Genomic DNA, 17,037 nt, shown 5'->3' with positions numbered 1-17,037 from the left:
ACATGAGGTCGCGCGGATGCTTCGGCAGTGCCCCCAGGCAGGTCACCCTGATTACGCCGGACCGAGGAACTCCCCCGCCACCGCCGCGAACTCCGCCGGCTTGGTGCCGTGCACCCGATGCCCCGCGTCGTCGATGGTCACCAGGCGGCAGTCCGGGATCAGCCCGCACATCCGCTCCAGCGACTCCCGGGTGACGTGGCTGGCCGGCCCGCCGCTGACCAGCAGGGTGGGCGCGGTGATCGCGGCGAGCCGGTCCCACCAGACGGGGTCGGGCGTGCGCAGTTCGGCCATGATCGGGTCGATCAGCCGCCAGTCGAACGGCAACCGCTCGGGCGGCTCCTGCGCGGGAGCCAACGGCTCCAAGGGCTCGAGAGGAGGCGGCGGAGTGTCCTCGACGACCAGCCGCCGGACGCGTCCCGGCAGGCGCTGGGCGAGCAGCACGGCGACCCGGCCGCCCAGTGAATGGCCGACCAGATCCGACCGCTCCCCCAGCAGATCGGCCGCTTCGTCGGCCATCGCCGCGAGCGAGTACTTCTCCGCAGGGGGGCTGTCGCCGTGCCCCGGCAGATCGACGGCCAGCACACGACGGCCGGCCAGCCGGGCGCCGAAATCGGCCCAAGTGCCCGATCCGCTGCCCAAGGCGTGCAACAGGACGACGGGCACGCCAGCCCGCGGACCCCTCTCTCGAACGGCGAGCATCACGCCCGCAAGTGTGCCCGGTCCGGCGCGACGGCGTGCTCCAGCGGCTGCCCGAGCACGAACCGCCGCAGCTCTCGCACGACGAGCTCGCCCATCCGAGCGCGTTCGGCACCCAGCGCGCCCGCCAGATGCGGGGTGAGCACCACGTTCGGCAACGTGTACAGCGGCGAGTCCGGCTCGGGCGGTTCGGGCCAGGTGACGTCGAGGATCGCCGTGAGATCGGGGCGCTCGCGCAGCACGGGGACGACCGACGGCTCGTCGACGACGGCGCCACGGGCGGTGTTGATCAAGGTCGCACCGATGCCCATCCTGGCCACCAGCTCACCGTCGACCAGTCCTTCGGTCTCCGGCAGCAGCGGCGCGTGCAGGCTGACCACGGGACACGTGGTGAACAGTTCGTCCAGACCCACCAGCCGCACGCCGAGACCGTCGGCCGTCGCCGGGTCGACCACGGGGTCGCTCGCGAGGACGTCCACGTCGAAACCGCGCAAATGCGACGCGACGAGAGCGCCGATCTCGCCGAGGCCGAGCAGCCCGACCCGGGACCGGTAGGCGCCCGCGACCCTCGGGTCCGGCGGATAGGCCCGCCGCTCCCGGATCTCCCGGGAGATCCGGTGCACCTGCTTGAGTCCTAAGAGGACCTGGGCAAGGGTGAACTCGGCGACCGGGACGGCGTTCGCGGCCGCGGCCGACACGATCGGCAGCTCACGCGCCCAGAACTCGGGCGTCGTCAGCGGCCGGACCGAGCCGGCGGCGACGAGCACGGCCCGCAGGTCCCGCGCGTGTCCCAAGAGGACGGAGTCCAGCACCGGGGCACCCCAGCCGGACAGCAGGATTTCGACGCCTTCCAGTGCCGCCGGGTTCTCCGCCAGCCGCTCACGGGTGAGCGGCTCACGCAGGTCCACCAGCGTTTCGATCTCCTTCAGCACCGCCTCGGGATAAACGTCGTCGCGGCGGCGTTCCTCCATCACGAGAAGTGCCGTCGGCCGGTGTCGCAGCTCGGTCATTCCTACCTCCGCGGCGACCATACATCGGATGCTTGACCCGGTCCACGCGCGGCGAGTCCCACGCAGAGGCGACCAGGGGCGATTGGAATTCGTAATGATCGGACCATTGACCGGAGACCGGGAAAGCGCTTACCGTCCCCTCCGAGGTAGACAGCGTGGTCCACAGTGAACAGGAGATGCGATGCGGAAATCGCGGTGGATCGGCGTGGGACTCACTGTCTCAGCGCTGGTCCTTTCGGGCTGCTCGGCAGGCCCCGCCGGAACGAACGTCGCGCAGGACACCAAGGCGCCGTTGGAACTGTGGACCCGGACGACCCCCGGCGGCCCCGGTGAACAGGCCACCAAGCGGCTCGCGGAAGCCTTCGAGAAGGCCACGGGATTCAAGGTGCAGGTCACCGCGATCTTCGACGACTTCGAGACGAAGCTCGCCCAGCGGGCCGCCCAGCGCGACCTGCCGGACATCGTGATGAACGACGTCACGCAGCTGGGCACGCTGAAGAGCCAGGGTCTCGTCCGCGAGGTCGAGCCGGGCAAGATCAAGCACACCTCGGAACTCACCGAGCAGGCCCTGAAGTCGAACCAGACAGCGGACGGCAAGCTGTACGGCCTGCCCTACAGCGCGCAGGCCTCGGCGCTGCTCATCCGCAAGGACTGGCGGGAGAAGCTCGGCAAGAGCGTCCCGCAGAGCTGGGCCGAGCTGGCGGACCTCGCCAAGGCCTTCACCACCGGCGACCCCGACGGCAACGGCAAGGCCGACACCGCGGGCCTGAACGCGACGCTGTCGACCAAGCGGGGCTACGCCTCCTGGTACTTCTCGAACTTCCTCTGGGCCGCCGGCGGCGACTTCATCTCCGAGACCGGTGGTGGCAAGTACAAGCCGGCGATGAGCACACCCGAATCCGTGGCCGCGGTGCAGTGGTTCCGCGACCTCGGCTGCAAGGACAACGTCATCCAGCCCGGTTCGGTCACCATGCCGACCCCGGCGACGAACGAGACCTTCGAAGCGGGCAAGGCCGGGATGTACGTCGTCGGCCCGTACCTGCTGCCGCGGTTCGACAAGTCGCTCGGCAAGGACAAGTACGAGGTCGTCCCGATGCCGAAGGGCGCCAAGAACGCCGACGTCCTCGCCGAGGGCCTGTCGATCTACATGATGGCCGGTTCGCCGAACCAGGCCGGGCAGGACGCCTTCGGTGACTTCGCGATCTCGGTCGACGGCCAGAAGATCGGCATGGAGGGCGAATCGGCCTTCATCGTGCAGCTTCCGGTGAACAAGAACGTCGACATCACCCAGGTCCGCTCCGACCCGCGCTGGAAGACCTACGCCGAGATCTACACCAAGTCCGGCCACTACGCGCCGTCCATCCCGAACTGGACGCCGGTCCGCCAGGACACCGCCGACACGATCAGCGCGCTCGTCGCCGACTGCAAGCTCGATCTCAAGGCGGAACTGTCCAAACTCGACACCAAGCTCACGGCGACCTTGCAGCAACAGGGGATCAGCGCCTCATGACCGTAGATCACGCCAAGCCGGCGGCCGTCGGCGCGGACCGTCCCGCCGTCAAGCGGGCACCCGCGCCGAAGGCCCGCAGGCGCAGCGACCGCGACGGGAAGTGGTGGACGCCGTGGCTGTTCCTGGCCCCCGCCCTGATCCTGTTCGTGTACTTCAAGTTCATCCCGATGTTCACCGCGGTGACGATGTCCTTCCAGGACGTCCAGCCGTACCTGGGCAACCAGTGGGTCGGCGGGCAGAACTACAGCACCGTCCTCGGTGACGAGGCGTTCCACTCCGCGATCTGGCACACCATCGTGATCGCGGTCGGGCAGACCGCGGGGTCGATGATCATCGGCCTCGCGCTCGCCCTGCTGATGGAGGGCCAGAGCAAGCGGCTGAAGTTCCTGCGGTCGGCGGCGTTCCTGCCGGTGGTCGTGCCGATCGCGGTGGTCGCCGAACTGTGGCGCATCATGTACCACCCGACCGAGGACGGGATGCTGAACTCCATCCTCGGCCTGGTCGGGATGGGCCCGTCGGGCTTCATCAACGATCCCGACAGCTCGATGATCTCGGTCATCATCACCGGGATCTGGCGCGGTGCCCCGTACGACATGATGATCTTCCTCGCGGGCCTCGCCGGAATCGACAGGGGACTCTACGAAGCGGCCACTGTGGACGGTGCCTCCCGCTGGCGCAAGATCCTCCACGTGACGCTGCCGGGCCTGCGATCGGTGTTCTCGATCCTGTTCGTACTCGCGGCGATCCGCGGCCTGCGGGTGTTCACCGAGGTGTTCCTGCTGACCAACGGCGGGCCGAACGGCTCGACCGAAGTGGCGATGACCCTGATCTACAAACTCGGCCTGGAACAGAACCGGCTGGGCGTGGGCGCGGCGGGCGCGGTCCTGCTGTTCCTCGCGACGCTCGTGCTGACCCTGTTCGTCCAGGTGCTCCGACGGAGGCGAGACGCATGACCGCGGCCAACGATTCCGCACTCGGCCTCGACGCCGTCAAGTCACCGGCCGGGCGGATCCTCAAGTTCGTCCTGTACGCCCTGTTGCTCCTCGTGTTCGCCGGACCGCTGCTGGCACTGCTGGTCAGCGCGTTCAACGACGTCTCGGATCCGACGGCGCTGAGCGTCGTCCCGTCCAGCCCGACGCTGGACAACTTCGGCATCGCCTTCGACCTTGGCGTGGGGATGTACCTCCTCAACTCGTTCCTGGTGGTGGGCTTCGGCCTGCTGCTGCAGGTCGTGATCTCGGTGCTGGCCGGATACGCGCTGGCGCGCAAGAAGTTCCGGTTCATGACCTTCGTGCTGGTCGCGATCCTGGCGACGCTGATGCTCCCGGAGGAGATCCTCGCGATCCCGCTGTCGCTGATCCTGTCGGATCTGCCGGTGGTGCATCTGAACCTGATCGGCAGCCTCGCCGGGATGATCGTGCCGCTGGGCGCGTGGGCCTTCTCGATCCTGGTGATGACCGAGTTCATGAAGGACGTCCCTCGCGAGCTCGAAGAGGCCGCGCGGATCGACGGGGCCGGCGACCTGCGGATCTTCGCCCAGATCATCCTCCCGATGTGCAAGCCCGCGCTCGGCGTGATCGGCGTCTTCGGCTTCACGATGATCTGGGACCAGTACCTGCTGCCGTTGCTGGTGTCGACCGATGCTTCGACGTACACCCTGCCGCTGGCCCTGCGGACCCTGCGGATCGACACGAACGTCACGCCCGGCGTGATCATGGCCGCGTCGCTGCTGGCGCTGCTGCCGTCGGTCGCCGCGTTCCTGTTCTTCCAGCGTTCGTTCGTCCGCGGCCTCGCCTCGGGCGCGCTCAAGGGCTGAGTCACCAAAGACAATCAAGGAGCGATCCTGCAGTGAGTTCCACCGCCTGGTTCACCCACGACCGGTTCGGGATGTTCGTCCACTGGGGACTGTATTCCCTCGCCGCCCGGCACGAATGGGTGCAGAACCGCGAAAAGCTGACCGACGAGCAGTACCGGGTGTACTTCGACCATTTCGAACCGGACAAGTACGACCCGCGTTCCTGGGCGCGCGCCGCGAAGGCCGCGGGCATGACCTACGTCGTTCTGACCACCAAGCACCACGACGGTTTCTGCCTGTGGGACAGCGACCTCACCGACTTCAAGGTGACGAACACGCCGTACGGCAAGGATCTGCTCGGCCCGTTCGTCGACGCCTGCCGCGAAGAGGGCTTGAAGGTCGGCTTCTACCACTCGTTGATCGACTGGCATCACCCCGCGTTCCCCGTCGACGGCACCCATCCCCGCCGTGACGACGCCGAGTACATCGCGGCGCACCAGTACGCCGACATCGCCGAGTACCAGCTCTATCTGCACGGTCAGGTGCGCGAACTGCTCACCCGCTTCGGCACGATCGACTACCTGTTCTTCGACTTCTCCTACAAGGGCCGCAAGGAATGGTGGGGCGGCAAGGGGCCGGACGACTGGGACTCCCCCGGCCTGCTCGCGCTCGTCCGCGAACTCCAGCCCGGCATCCTGGTCAACGACCGCGCCGGGATCCCGGGGGACTTCATCACCCCGGAGCAGTACCAGCCGTCCGGTCCGATGACCCGCGACGGCGTCCCGGTGGTGTGGGAGGCGTGCCAGACGCTGAACGGCAGCTGGGGTTACGACCGCGACAACCTCGACTACAAGAGCCCGGAACTGCTCATCCGAATGCTGGTCGACGGCGTGTCCAAGGACGGCAACCTGCTGCTCAACGTCGGTCCGAACGGCCGGGGTGAGATCGACCCCCGTGCGCACGAAGTCCTCGCCGAGATCGGCCGCTGGATGGACCGGCACGAACGTTCCATCCGCGGCTGCGGTCCCAGCGAGTTCACCGCACCCGCCGACGGCCGCTACACCCAGCGCGGTGACCGGCTGTATCTGCACCTGTTCAGCTGGCCGATGAACCACGTCCACCTGCCCGGGCTCGCCGGACGGGTGCGCTACGCCCAGTTGCTCGACGACGCCTCGGAGATCCGGCAGGTGCACACGGATCCCGGGCAGACCGCGCAGAACACCCAGATGGGCGGGCAGCCGGAAGGCACGCTCACCCTGAAACTCCCCATCCGGAAACCGGACACCCCGGTCCCGGTGATCGAACTGTTCCTGAGCAAAGAAAGCCCCGCCGCCGAAACCCTCCCCACCGATTGAGCACGGAGGCATCATGGATCGCAGAAGGTTCCTCAGCGGCGCCACCCTCGGCGCCGCGCTGATCACCGTCCCCTGGGTCACCGCGGGCACGGCGTCGGCCAAACCGAAGGGGCTGTGCGCCCTGAACGTCAGTTCGCTGACCGAACTGCAGAACGCGATCAACCAGGCGGGCCCCGGTGACGTCATCACCGTGAACAACGGCACGTACACCGTGCCGTCGGGCAAGCCGATCAGCATCAAGGGCAGGCGTGGCACGAAGGACCAGCCGATCACCATCGTCGCGCAGTCCCGCGGCGGCGTGACGCTCAACGGTGAGCAGAGCTTCGTCTTCGACGACTCCACCGGCGTCACGCTCAGCGGATTCAATTTCCGGCAGAGCACCACCCTGGAGATCCCGGCGAACTGTTCGCGGATCCGCCTGACCCGCAACGACTTCCAGCTGGCCGACCTCCCGGACCTGCACTGGGTGATGGTCCGCGCCGACTACAGCAAGATCGACCGCAACCACTTCCACCACAAGACGACGCTCGGCGTCATGCTCTGCATCGAGGGCGCGGACGACGACAAGATGGCGACAGGCGTCCACGTCGTGCGGAACTACTTCTCCGACCACACCTTCGCCGGCGAAAACGGCGGCGAGCCGATCCGGCTCGGCGTCAGCCCGCGCGCGCTGAGCACCGCCGGCGCCACGGTGGAGTACAACCTGTTCGAACGCGCGAACGGCGACCCGGAGGCGATCTCGGTCAAGTCGTCGGGCAACTTCATCCGCAACAACACCATCCGGAACAGCCTGGGCGGCATCGTTCTGCGCCACGGGAACAAGTCCGTCGTCGAATCCAACTTCATCCTCGGCGGCAAGGAAGGCATCCGGATCTACGGCAACGACCACAAGATCCTCAACAACTACATCGCCGGCGTGTCCAGCAGGGCACTGGTCATCGGCAGCGGCACCGTTCGGGACCACTTCCCCGGTGAATCAAAGGAATCACGGCGCAAGAACGACGCGGCGGACCGGGTGCTCATCGCGCACAACACGTTGCTGAACAACGGCAGCACGCTCTCCGGCGAGACCAACCGGACGGTCGAACCGCGCGACTGCACGATCTCGGACAACATCTTCGTCGGCGACAACGAAGACCTGGTCGCGATGAGCACCACGGGCAACTTCACCTGGTCCGGCAACATCCTGTGGGGTTCGGGCGGGAACGGCAACATCCCTGCGGGAACCTTCCGCCGGATCGACCCGAAGCTCGTGCAGGGCACCGATGGGGTCTCGCGGCTCGCCGCGGGCAGCCCCGCGATCGACGCGGCGACCCTGTCGACCGCGCCGGTCACGCTGGACATCGACGGTCAGGCCCGCGGCAGCCTGCGTGACGTCGGCGCCGACGAGTACTCGACGGCCGCCATCGCCAACCGGCCGCTCACCACCGCGGACGTCGGCCCCGGCGCTCCGTAGCCGGGCGGTCGGCATCAGAGCCGGGCTCACGCCGGTGTCAGCCCACACCGGCGTGAGCCCACCGCACCACCGCGTGCCCGTTGGCGGAGCCGAATAAGTACCCGAGAAGCGACCAAACGCGTGAACCCGCCTCGGCCGAAGGCCCCGCCATCGCGGTGGCAGGGCGCCCTGCACGTCCACCGCGACGTGGCAGACCAGCCGGCGGCCTGCCGACGTCGATCGCGGTCGCGGGTTCACCGCCAGACTCCGAGGAGGAACCATGGCGCAGCGCGCCGCGGGTTCGGCCACCCTGGCCGACGTCGCCCGCGAGGCCGGAGTGTCGCTCGCGACGGCGTCGAGGGCGCTCAACGGCGGGACCAGACAGGTCAGCGTGACGCTGCGCGAATCGGTGCTGCGGGCCGCGGAACGGCTGCAGTACACGGCGAACGTGCCCGCGCAGGCGATGGCCCGCGGCCGCGGCAATGTCGTCGGGCTGCTGGTGCACGACATCGTCGACCCGTACTTCTCCTCGATCGCGTCGGGTGTGATGCGCGTGGCGGCGCGACACGGGCTGACGGTCACCATCGCGAGCACCGAGAACCATCCGGAGAAGGAGCTCGAGTACGTCACGACCTTGCGGGGGCAACGGGCGCGAGCGGTCATCCTCGCCGGGTCGCGTAACGAAGACAGTGCCCTGCAACGGAGCCTGACCAAGGAACTCAAGGCGTTCGAGGCCGCCGACGGTCAGGTCGTGGTCATCGGCCAGCGGAAGCTGCCGTTCGACACCGTCATGCTGGAGAACCGGGCCGGAGCGGCGGATCTGGCGGAGAACCTCGCCGTGCTCGGGCATCGGGACTTCCTCGTGCTCGCCGGGCCGCCCGGCCTGCTGACGTCGCGGGATCGTGTTCTCGGTTTCCGTGACGGGCTCGCCCGGCACGGTATCCCGCTGCCCGAGAACCACGTGCTGCGGGCGGAATTCACCCGCGACGGCGGCTACGCGGCGATGGTGCGCGCGATCGAGAACGGCTTCCGCGGCTGCGTTTTCGCGGTCAACGACGTGATGGCCGTCGGTGCGATGGCCGCCTGCCGCGACCGCGGGCTGCTGGTCCCCGCACAGATCGCGATCGCGGGCTTCGACGACATCATCACCTTGCGCGACATAAGGCCTTCGCTGTCCACCGTGCGCGTGCCGATCGAGCGCATGGGCGAACAGGCACTCGACTTCATCCTCGACGCCCGCACGGCCACTCCCCGGGTCAAGCCGATCACCGGTGAGGTCGTGCTGCGCGAAAGCACTCAACCGTTGGAGGGAAAATGATCCGCCCGGGACTGTGTTCGGTGACGCTGCGGCGGCTGGACGCCGACGAAGTCGCCAGCCGCGCCGAAAAGGCGGGCCTGCAAGTGATCGAGTGGGGCGCGGACGTCCATGTGCGCCCCGGTGACGACTGGGCGGCCGAGCGCGCGTTCGAGGCCATGGCACGGCACGGGCTGACCTGCGACTCCTACGGTTCCTACTTCCGCGCCACCCCGGTGGAGGCCGGGAAGTTCGGTGAAATCGCCGCCACCGCGGTCCGGCTCGGCGCCTCGCGGATCCGGGTGTGGGCGGGCAAAGCGGGCTCCGAGGACGTCGACCCCGACGAACGCGAGCAGGTCGCCGCCGGTCTCCGCGAGGCCGCCGACGTAGCGAACGAACACGGTCTGGAGGTCGCGCTGGAGTTCCACGGCGGGACGCTGACCGACACCGCGGAATCGACCGTCCGGCTGCTCGAAGAGGTCGGCCGCGACAATCTCGGCACCTACTGGCAACCGCCGCAGGACCTGCCGGACGACCAGGCGCTGGCCGGCCTGGAACTGGTGCTCGACCACGTGCGCGCGGTGCACGTCTTCTCGTGGTGGCCCAGCAACGAGCGGCATCCGCTGACCTTCCGGGCGGATCTGTGGACGCGGGCGTTCGGCCTGCTCGCCAGGACCGGACGGCCGCTCGACGCGCTGCTGGAGTTCGTCCCGGACAACGATCCGGACCTGCTCCCTGGCGAGGCCGACTCGCTGCGGAAGCTGATCGAGGCGGGCGCGTGAGGTTCACCGAAACCGACAGGTTGCTCTTCGCCGGCGACTCCATCACCGACTCCAGCCGCGATCGCGCCGATCCCGCGTCGCTGGGCAAGGGGTATGTCCGGCAGATCGCGGACTTCCTCGGTGACGGACCGGAGGTGATCAACAGAGGCGTCAACGGAAACCGGATCTACGACCTCGAAGCCCGGTGGGCCACCGACGTCCTCGCGACGCGCCCCACGGTGCTGACGGTGAAGATCGGCATCAACGACACCTGGCGGACCTTCGATCGCGGCCTGTCGAGCCCGATCGGGAAGTTCCGTGCCGCCTACTCCCGGCTGCTGGCCGGTGCGCGGGAGCACCTCCCGGCCGAGTTGTACGTGATCACGCCGTTCCTGCTGCCGGTGGAGCCGGGACAGCGGGAGTGGCTCGGTGATCTGGCGCCCCGCGTCGAAGCGGCGATCGACGTGGCGACCGAGTTCGGCGCGCGGCTGGTGCGCGCGGACCTGTTCATGCCGCGCGCGGCGGCCGAGCACGGGGCGGCGACGCTCGCCCCGGACGGCGTCCACCCCAGCCCGCTGGGTCACCGGTTACTCGCCGAAGCATGGCTCGCGGCGGCCGGTGCGCCGGTCGAGGAGGCCAGGCTCACCTAGGCCGTGCCCGGCAAGCCTGGCCGATACAGTTGCCCCGTGAACCGGAACGCCATCATCGCCGGTCGTTACCGGCTGGAGCACAAGGTCGGCCGGGGCGCGATGGGCGTGGTGTGGCAGGCGCGGGACGAGCGGCTCGACCGCACGGTCGCGGTCAAGCAGTTGCTGCCGGACAACTCCCCGGGCGACGCGCCGTTCCGGTCGATCGTGCGCGCGATGCGGGAGGCCCGGGTCGCCGCGCGGCTCAAGCATCCGCACGCCGTCACCGTCTACGACGTCGTCGAACAGGACGGAACCCCGTACCTGATCATGGAGTTCCTCTCATCGCGGCCGCTGACGGAACTCCTCGCGGACGGCGGCCCGCTCCCCGCGGGCCGCGTCGCTGAGCTCGGCGCGCAGATCGCCTCCGCGCTGGCCGCCGCCCACGAGGACGGCATCCTGCACCGGGACGTCACACCCAACAACATCCTGATCACCGAGGACGGGCAAGCGAAGATCGCCGACTTCGGCCTGTCCCACGCCACGGGCGAAGGGACGATGACCGGCGACGGTCTCGTCGTCGGCACACCGGCGTACCTCTCCCCCGAGGTCGCCGACGGTGACGAACCCGGGTACCCGTCGGACGTGTTCTCGCTCGGCTCCACGCTCTACACCGTGCTGGAAGGCGCGCCGCCGTTCGGCACCGACGGCAACCAGATCGCCCTCCTCAAACGGGTCGCCCGCGGCAAGATCATCGCACCGCGATCCACCGGCCCGCTCACGGACGTCGTGCTGCGGCTGCTCCGGCGCGATCCGCGGGAACGGCCGGACATGGCCGAAGCCGCGCGGATGTTCGCCGCCGTCGCCGACGGCCGTCCGGCGATCCTGTCCGGCACCAAACGGCTTCCCGCGCCCACCCGCCGTTCGCGGTTGCCGTTCGCCATCGCGGGCGGCGTGGTCGCGGCGGGTGGTGTCCTGGCGGGGATCCTGCTGTTCGACGGCGGTCCGCCCGATGCCACCGCTCCAGTGGCGGCGCCGTTGCCTTCGGCTGCGAAACCGGTGTGCGAAGCGCGATACGAGGTCGCCAACCGCTGGCCCGGCGGTTCGGAGATCCGCGTCTCCGTCCGGAACGCCCAGGACACCCGCCTCACCGGCTGGGAGGTCAGCTGGACCCTGCCGCCCGGCACCCGCATCGCCAACCTGTGGAACGGTTCCCTGACGCAGGACGGCGATCGCGTACGAGTGTCCGAAGTGGACTGGAACGCGGTACTGCCCGTCGGCGGGACGACCACCTTCGGCTTCATCGCGACCACCGAGGACGACGGCGGAGCCGCACCGGTCGCGGTGTGCCGGAGTTCTTAGCGAGCGGTCGATTCCCGCGCGTTCAAACGCACGGGGACTTCGATCCGGCGCGGCTCGCCGTCGGCCGCCTTCCCCTCGACGAGGTCCATCAACGCCGTGGCCGCACGGCCGCCCACCTCGCGTGGATGCACGAACATCCCGGTCACCTGCGGCGAAACGAGGCGGAGCGAACCGCTGTCCACCGCACTGCAGATCCCGAGCGCGCCGGGCACCGCGAGCCGTCGGCGGCGGGCCTCGTGGAGGACGCCGAGGGCGAGGTTCTCCGATGTCGTGAAAACGGCGTCCGGGCACACCCGCCGGTCGAGGAGTCTGCCCAGTGCTTCCGCCGTGCCTTCGGTGGTCGGCGGCTCGTCGATCTCGGCCACCACCGGCTCCAGCCCCCGGCCTTCCATCCAGCCGGTGTACCCCGCGACAAGATCGGCCGCGTAGGAGCGGGCGGTGTCGGTGGCGATCATCGACGGCCGCTCGTAACCGTTGTCCGCCAAGTGATCCAGCATCAGCCGGGCGGCCGCGACGAGGTCGTTGTCGACGACGACCGGCACCGGGCACGGCGCCGCCATCGGACGTCCGATGGTCACCAGCGGCCTGTCCTGGCACCAGCCGGTCGCGAAGAAAGGCTCGTCTCCGCGGGGATCCACCAGGATCGCGCCGTCGACGGCGAAGGCGTTCAGCCGGTCGAGGTCGGCGTCCATCGGGGTCAGAAGCAGGGCGTACGAACGTTTCGACGCGGCCTCGGCCGCGCCGTTGAGGACCTCCAGGAAGTAGTCCGAATTGGGCACGAGCGCGCAGGCGCTGCTCGCGTCGACCGAGTTCGCGAGCTGGATCGCCAACGTGCGGCTGCGCCGGGTGACCAGCTGCTGCGCGTGCACGCTGGCCTGGTAACCGAGTTCGGCCGCCGCCCTCGCGACGCGCTGCCGGGTCTCCTCGGAGATCCGGCCTTGCCCGCTGAGCACATGAGAAACGGTGGTGATCGAAACCCCCGCGGCGGCGGCGACGTCACGGATGGTCGGCGACACTCAGGCCTCCACGGGCGGTCCCCAAACGCGGTTCGGCCGGTCGGTGTCCAGCCGATAGTCGGTGACATGGGCGTCGCCCAGCCTACGGCCGAGGTCCGCCGCCGCCGCCAGCGGCCGCGCGGGATCGCGCTCCACCTCGCCCCGGCTGTTGCCGACGCCGACCACGATCCCGGCGAGGTCCTGGCGCAGGTATCGGGTGAGCTCCTGGAACTGGGCCTCCAGGCCGAGTGTCGCGCCGCGGTAGCTCTCCTCGCACGAGATCAGCACCGCGGCGCGTTTGTGCATCAACCCCGGCACGACCTCCGCGGTATGCGGCGAACTGCCGGAGGTGTAACAGAAAAGCCGGTCGAAGAAGGACTTGAGCCGTCCGGTCATGCCGTACCAGTGCAGCGGTGTCGCGTAGACGATCGCGTCCGCCGGGAGCACATGATCGAACAACAGGCGCTCGTAGCCGTCGCCGATGCCGCAGGACCGGTCGCTCAACCGGCAGCCGCGGCAGTCCCCCAGCGGCGACTCGACGAAATCGGAGAGCCGGATGAAGCCGACCGTGTGCCCGGCTTCATCCGCCCCCTTGGCCAGCGCCTGCGCGAGCGCCCAGGAGTTGCCTTCACGACGCGGGCTCGAATCGAGCACCAAGACCTTCATGCGGTTCTCCCCCGGAGAGACTGCCAAAACGTTTTAGCAGTCTCTCCGGGGAGGGTTTCCCCTGTCAAGCGACCTTGGCCGCCGCGGCGAGGAGGACCTCCGCGACGACGTCCGGCCGCGAGACCGAGACAGCGTGCGAAGCGTCGACCCTGGTGACCTCCGAACCGGCACGCTCGGCCATGAACGCCTGCGCGGCGGCGGGGATCGCGTGGTCCTGCTCGGCGATCAGCGCCCACGAAGGCAGGTTCTTCCACGCCGGCTCACCGTCGAACGGCGTGGCGAGCGCGCGCTCGGTGACCGGACGCTGGGTGACCGCCATGACGTCGGCGGTCTCCGCGGGGACGTCGGCCGCGAACACGTCCGAGAAGTTCTCGGGCTTGATCGACAGCTCACCCTGCGCGGCCAGGACGTTCGTGGTGTCCGGGCCGAGCTTGCCGCCTTCGAACCGGCCGGACAGCTCGAACACGCTCTCCCCCGCCTCCGGCTGGAAAGCGGCGATGTAGACGAGCGCCTCGACGTTCGGCGCGGTGGTGGCCGCACGGCTGATCACCACGCCGCCGTAGGAGTGCCCGGCCAGCACCACGGGACCGTCCACGCCGTTGACGACGTCGGACACGTAGTCCGCGTCGGACTCGATCCCGCGCAGCGGGTTCGAGGCGGCCAGCACGCGATAGCCCTGCTCACGCAGCTTCGGGACGACGCCGTTCCAGCTGGACGAGTCGGCGAAAGCGCCGTGGACCAGGACGATGGTGGGCTTCTGGTTGCTCATGATGACTCCTTCAGTTCAGGGAGAACGATCGGTCTTTCTGCCTGAACAATGCTCGCCGGAGAGGTCTTCCGCAACGTGACGAAGCCGACCTAGTGGAATGACCGTTCTTTCTCTAAGGTTGGGGAATGCCGACTGTCGATCGGGACGTCCACCCGAAGATCCGGCTGCTCGAGACAGCGTCGCGACTCTTCTACGCCGAGGGCATCCATGCCGTCGGCGTGGAGCGCCTGGTCTCCGAAGCGGCCGTGACCAGGGCGACGTTCTACCGCCACTACCCCACCAAGGACGACCTCGTCGCCGCCTACCTGAGCACTACGAGCGAGCGGATCCGCGCGGGCGTCGACGCGGCCACGCAAGGGAAGCCCGCTCGCGAAGCACTGCTCGCCGCACTGGGCATCGTCGGCGACCGGACGCTCGACGACGACTTCCGCGGCTGCCAGTTCCTCAACGCCGCGGCCGAGTACCCCGATCCCGCGCACCAGGTGCGCCAGGTCATCGACGACCACCGGGACTGGTTCTTCGGCGTGCTTCGCGACTTGGCGCGCGACGCGGGTCATGCCGACCCCGAGCACGCCGCCCGCACCCTCGTCCTCCTCCGCGACGGCGCGCTTCACGGCGGGAACCTCGACGACGCCGCGACCGTGCGCGCCACTTTGCACCGAGCCGTGGCCGAGCTCGTCCCCTGACGTTCATCGCGTCTTCTCGACGGTCGTAACAAGTGCTACCTTCGCGGAAGGGGGCACGGCCGGACCGAGGAGCGGCGACGATGAGGCTTTCTCCCAGCGCGCACGTCGACCCGTTCTGCCGTGACCGGCTGCCGCCCGCCGATCAGTGGCCGGAGTTCGTGTTCGACCTGCCGGAACTCCGGTACCCGGACAGACTGAACGCCGCGACCGGGCTGCTCGACGACACCGCCGCGCGCCTCGGCCACGACAGGCCATGCCTGCTCTCCCCCGCCGAAACGTGGACATACGGCGAAGTCCTGGCCCGCGCCAACCGCGTCGCCCACGTCCTGGTCACCGAGTTCGGGGTCGTTCCCGGAGACCGGGTGCTGTTGCGGGGCACCAACACTCCGTGGCTCGCGACCGCATGGCTGGCCGTGCTCAAGGCGGGCGCGGTGGCCGTCACTACCATGCCGATGCTGCGGCGCACCGAACTCGACAAGATCGCCGGCCGCGCGAAACCCGCGGTCGCGGTCTGCGACGAACGACTGCTGGACGAACTCCCGCCAGATCTCCCCGTCGTGTCCTACGGAACCGAACTCGCGGCCCGCGCGGAACGGCATCCTGTGACGTTCGCCGATGTCCCGACCGCGGCCGACGACGTCGCCCTGCTGGCCTTCACCTCCGGCACGACAGGATCCCCGAAGGCGACGATGCATTTCCATCGCGACCTGCTCGCGATCGCCGACACCTTCTCCCGCCACGTCGTACGCCCGACGTCCGACGACCTCTTCTGCGGTACACCGCCGCTGGCCTTCACCTTCGGCCTCGGCGGCCTGCTGGTCTTCCCTCTGCGCGCGGGCGCGGCGACACTGCTCGTCGAGCGCGCCACCCCGGCGGAACTCGCCGCCATCGTCGCCACGAAGAACGTCACCGTTCTCTTCACCGCCCCGACCGCGTACCGGGCGATTCTGAACGCAGGCGAGGGCCAGTTGCTGACCGGAGTACGCCGGGCCGTCTCGGCGGGCGAGTCGCTTCCCGATCCCGTGGCCGAGCAGTACCGGGAGATCGTCGGACGGCCGCTCATCGACGGGCTCGGCAGCACCGAGATGCTGCACGTGTTCATCTCCTCCGCCGACGGCGACGCGCGTCCTGGCGCCACCGGCAAAGTCGTGCCCGGCTACCAAGCGGCCGTTCTCGATGCCGATGGTTCGCCCGTTCCCGACGGCACTCCCGGTTTCCTGGCGGTTCGAGGGCCCACCGGTTGCCGCTACCTCGAAGACCCGCGCCAGCAGGACTACGTCCGCGGCGGCTGGAACCTCACCGGCGACACCTACGTCCGCGACACCGACGGCTACTTCCGGTTCGTCGCGCGCAGCGACGACATGATCATCTCGTCGGGGTACAACATCGCCGCCCCCGAGGTCGAGGAGGTCCTGCTCACCCATCCGGACGTGGACGAATGCGCCGTGATCGGCACGCCGGATCCCGATCGCGGCTCGGTCGTGACGGCGTTCGTCGTTCCCCGGCCCGGTATCGAGCCGGGCGTGGATCTGGTGCGGGCATTGCAGGACCACGCCAAGGCGACCGCGGCGCCGTACAAGTATCCGCGGCGGGTGCGGTTCATCGAGGCATTGCCGCGCAATGCGAGCGGGAAGCTGCAGCGATATCTGTTGCGGGAACTGTGAGCTCTGTCCACACCGGATCTCGTCTGAGGTCTTTCGATCTCCCGCAAGTCATTGAGGGTAAGGCGGATGTGTCGGACGCGGCGGGTGGTCACCAAGGGGCACGTCGGCAAGTAGACCTTCGCAAGATTTAACTTTGCGAAGGTGACTTTGCGACCTGCCTCGTTTGTCTTATGACCCACTCAGGTCGAAATCCCCGCCTTCGCCAGAATGCGAAACAAATTCCGGAGCACCTTTCACATTCGCACACCTGTTCGAACACTGGTATTCTTGCGGGGTGTCCAGCCAACGAATCCTCGAACCGCCGCAGGAGCTGTGGCGTGCCGGTGCGCGCGAACTCGCGCACGGCGTGGTCGAGCGGTTGTCGGTGGCACGACAGGCTTTGGCCGAGGTCGGGCAGTTCCTGGCCGAGATCG

The 17,037-nt window shown here is 68.8% G+C and carries 16 protein-coding genes and 1 pseudogene; 12 read left to right on the top strand and 5 right to left on the bottom strand.

Going from position 1 to position 17,037, the window contains the following annotated elements; translation table 11 throughout:
* Positions 1 to 51: 51 nt before the first annotated feature.
* Together AC069H_RS40480 and AC069H_RS40475 are read right to left on the bottom strand one after the other, a co-directional pair.
* Positions 52 to 663, bottom strand: a complete 612-nt coding sequence (locus AC069H_RS40480) for an alpha/beta fold hydrolase (protein WP_478235854.1) — start codon at positions 661 to 663, stop codon at positions 52 to 54.
* A 35-nt stretch (positions 664 to 698) separates the two neighbouring features.
* Entirely contained in the window at positions 699 to 1,706 is a 1,008-nt protein-coding gene (locus AC069H_RS40475) for a hydroxyacid dehydrogenase (RefSeq protein ID WP_478235853.1), read from the bottom strand.
* A 181-nt stretch (positions 1,707 to 1,887) separates the two neighbouring features.
* Between AC069H_RS40475 and AC069H_RS40470 the strand changes: the two genes are divergently transcribed.
* The 9 genes from AC069H_RS40470 (at position 1,888) to AC069H_RS40430 (ending at position 11,844) form a co-directional block, all read left to right on the top strand.
* Positions 1,888 to 3,216, top strand: coding sequence for a sugar ABC transporter substrate-binding protein (locus tag AC069H_RS40470; protein WP_340682361.1), 1,329 nt, complete (start codon positions 1,888 to 1,890; stop codon positions 3,214 to 3,216).
* The gene (locus AC069H_RS40465; RefSeq protein WP_478229900.1) at positions 3,213 to 4,169 is read left to right on the top strand and encodes a carbohydrate ABC transporter permease; all 957 of its coding nucleotides are present in this window, start codon (positions 3,213 to 3,215) and stop codon (positions 4,167 to 4,169) included. The genes AC069H_RS40470 and AC069H_RS40465 overlap by 4 nt, the downstream gene beginning before the upstream one ends.
* Positions 4,166 to 5,032 (top strand): carbohydrate ABC transporter permease, encoded by an 867-nt coding sequence (locus AC069H_RS40460; RefSeq protein WP_125690702.1) that lies wholly within the window; start codon positions 4,166 to 4,168, stop codon positions 5,030 to 5,032. Before AC069H_RS40465 ends, AC069H_RS40460 begins: the two co-directional genes overlap by 4 nt.
* Positions 5,033 to 5,064: 32 nt before the next feature.
* Entirely contained in the window at positions 5,065 to 6,366 is a 1,302-nt protein-coding gene (locus AC069H_RS40455; RefSeq protein ID WP_478235852.1) for an alpha-L-fucosidase, read from the top strand.
* Positions 6,367 to 6,379: 13 nt separating this feature from the next.
* Positions 6,380 to 7,822, top strand: coding sequence for a chondroitinase-B domain-containing protein (locus AC069H_RS40450; protein ID WP_478235851.1), 1,443 nt, complete (start codon positions 6,380 to 6,382; stop codon positions 7,820 to 7,822).
* A gap of 259 nt (positions 7,823 to 8,081) precedes the next feature.
* Positions 8,082 to 9,119 carry a LacI family DNA-binding transcriptional regulator gene (locus AC069H_RS40445; RefSeq protein ID WP_478235850.1) on the top strand — a complete coding sequence of 346 codons (1,038 nt, stop codon included), beginning with the start codon at positions 8,082 to 8,084 and terminating at the stop codon, positions 9,117 to 9,119.
* On the top strand, positions 9,116 to 9,877 hold the full coding sequence (locus AC069H_RS40440; RefSeq protein ID WP_478235849.1) for a sugar phosphate isomerase/epimerase family protein: 762 nt from the start codon (positions 9,116 to 9,118) through the stop codon (positions 9,875 to 9,877). The genes AC069H_RS40445 and AC069H_RS40440 overlap by 4 nt, the downstream gene beginning before the upstream one ends.
* On the top strand, positions 9,874 to 10,506 hold the full coding sequence (locus AC069H_RS40435) for an SGNH/GDSL hydrolase family protein (protein WP_478235848.1): 633 nt from the start codon (positions 9,874 to 9,876) through the stop codon (positions 10,504 to 10,506). The genes AC069H_RS40440 and AC069H_RS40435 overlap by 4 nt, the downstream gene beginning before the upstream one ends.
* A 36-nt stretch (positions 10,507 to 10,542) precedes the next feature.
* Positions 10,543 to 11,844, top strand: a complete 1,302-nt coding sequence (locus AC069H_RS40430) for a serine/threonine-protein kinase (RefSeq protein WP_478235847.1) — start codon at positions 10,543 to 10,545, stop codon at positions 11,842 to 11,844.
* On the opposite strand, the gene AC069H_RS40425 is transcribed toward AC069H_RS40430, so the two are convergent.
* The 3 genes from AC069H_RS40425 to AC069H_RS40415 all read right to left on the bottom strand — a co-directional run bounded on the left by AC069H_RS40425 (position 11,841) and on the right by AC069H_RS40415 (position 14,274).
* On the bottom strand, positions 11,841 to 12,860 hold the full coding sequence (locus AC069H_RS40425) for a LacI family DNA-binding transcriptional regulator (protein ID WP_478235846.1): 1,020 nt from the start codon (positions 12,858 to 12,860) through the stop codon (positions 11,841 to 11,843). The two genes, AC069H_RS40430 and AC069H_RS40425, sit on opposite strands and share 4 nt — an antisense overlap.
* Entirely contained in the window at positions 12,861 to 13,505 is a 645-nt protein-coding gene (locus AC069H_RS40420; RefSeq protein WP_478229908.1) for a flavodoxin family protein, read from the bottom strand. It lies immediately after the preceding gene.
* A gap of 64 nt (positions 13,506 to 13,569) precedes the next feature.
* Positions 13,570 to 14,274 (bottom strand): alpha/beta fold hydrolase, encoded by a 705-nt coding sequence (locus AC069H_RS40415; RefSeq protein ID WP_478235845.1) that lies wholly within the window; start codon positions 14,272 to 14,274, stop codon positions 13,570 to 13,572.
* Positions 14,275 to 14,399: 125 nt separating this feature from the next.
* Between AC069H_RS40415 and AC069H_RS40410 the strand changes: the two genes are divergently transcribed.
* From AC069H_RS40410 to AC069H_RS40400, 3 genes and pseudogenes are all read left to right on the top strand, one after another.
* Complete coding sequence (locus AC069H_RS40410; protein WP_478235844.1) at positions 14,400 to 14,960, top strand: TetR/AcrR family transcriptional regulator; 561 nt, start codon at positions 14,400 to 14,402, stop codon at positions 14,958 to 14,960.
* 80 nt (positions 14,961 to 15,040) lie between these two features.
* Entirely contained in the window at positions 15,041 to 16,624 is a 1,584-nt protein-coding gene (locus AC069H_RS40405; protein ID WP_478235843.1) for an AMP-binding protein, read from the top strand.
* 274 nt (positions 16,625 to 16,898) lie between these two features.
* Positions 16,899 to 17,037: pseudogene (locus tag AC069H_RS40400) on the top strand (HNH endonuclease); the annotation flags it as partial.

Source organism: Amycolatopsis sp. NPDC043887, assembly GCF_056435665.1.
This window is presented reverse-complemented; position numbering and strand designations above follow the sequence as displayed.